The sequence below is a fragment of the Paenibacillus chungangensis genome (assembly GCF_042675905.1).
Lineage (GTDB): Bacteria > Bacillota > Bacilli > Paenibacillales > Paenibacillaceae > Pristimantibacillus > Pristimantibacillus chungangensis.
The window spans coordinates 1-937 of sequence record NZ_JBHTJZ010000044.1; the positions used below are offsets into that span (position 1 = coordinate 1).

Sequence of the window (937 nt, forward strand, 5' to 3'; positions counted from 1 at the left end):
GTTCTTTTGCGCTTGCTCCAAGCCACGGATTTGGCCGCGCATCTTCTCCGACACTGCAAGACCAGCTGCGTCATCAGCAGCACGGTTAATGCGAAGACCGGAAGACAGTTTTTCCATCGCCTTACCTGCACTGGCGTTGTTCAGACCCATGTTGCGGTGTGTGTTTAAAGCCGTTATGTTGTGATTAATACGCATTGTTATTTCCTCCCTGAAATTGAGTGTAGTCTCCACTTCCATGTGGAATGCTGAATCAGGTCGGCCGCCCTTTATCAGCTCTAATTAGTATATCGGTATATATTCGGAGAAAATCAAGAGTCTCCACAAAATAATTAGTAGAAAAGAAGAAGACCCGATAGAGGGTCTTCGAAATACAATTATTGCAGTAGCGACAATACGCCTTGCGGTTGTGAATTAGCTTGCGCCAGCATCGCTTGAGAAGCCTGTAGAAGAATATTATTCTTCGTCAGTTTCACCATCTCGCTCGCCATATCCGTATCGCGAATACGAGACTCGGCAGCTGTCAAATTCTCGACCGTTGTACCAAGGTTATTGGACGTATACTCTAGACGGTTTTGTGTAGCACCAAGCGTTGCGCGTTGCGTCGAAACACTTTCAATTGCAGTTTCAATATCAGCAAGGGTAGTACCGCTGCTTAGACCATCGAAATCAGTTGTAGTAATGCCTGCAATTGCAATGGCCTGAGACGCATCATCGGCTTGGATGGTTGCGCCAGATGTAATGTTAATGCCATTGAACTTGGTGTCTGTCATAATGCTATCAATTTGAGCTCCCAGCTCATCAAGCTCGAGATCAATATTTGCTTTATCTGTGCTGCTGTATGTGCCGTTCGCTTTCTGAACGTTAAGCTCTTTCATGCGAGTCAGCATTGCACTTACTTCGTTCATTGCGCCTTCTGCTGTTTGCACGAAGGAGATAC

At 46.0% G+C, this 937-nt stretch carries 2 protein-coding genes; both read right to left on the bottom strand.

Annotated features, from left to right (window positions below; translation table 11 throughout):
- Window positions 1-195: flagellin N-terminal helical domain-containing protein (locus ACFQ2I_RS19480; RefSeq protein ID WP_449290073.1), on the bottom strand; the 195-nt coding region annotated here is incomplete at its 3' end.
- Window positions 196-374: 179 nt separating this feature from the next.
- Window positions 375-937, bottom strand: a 563-nt coding sequence (locus ACFQ2I_RS19485) for a flagellin (RefSeq protein WP_377567211.1), incomplete at its 5' end; no start/stop codon positions are given.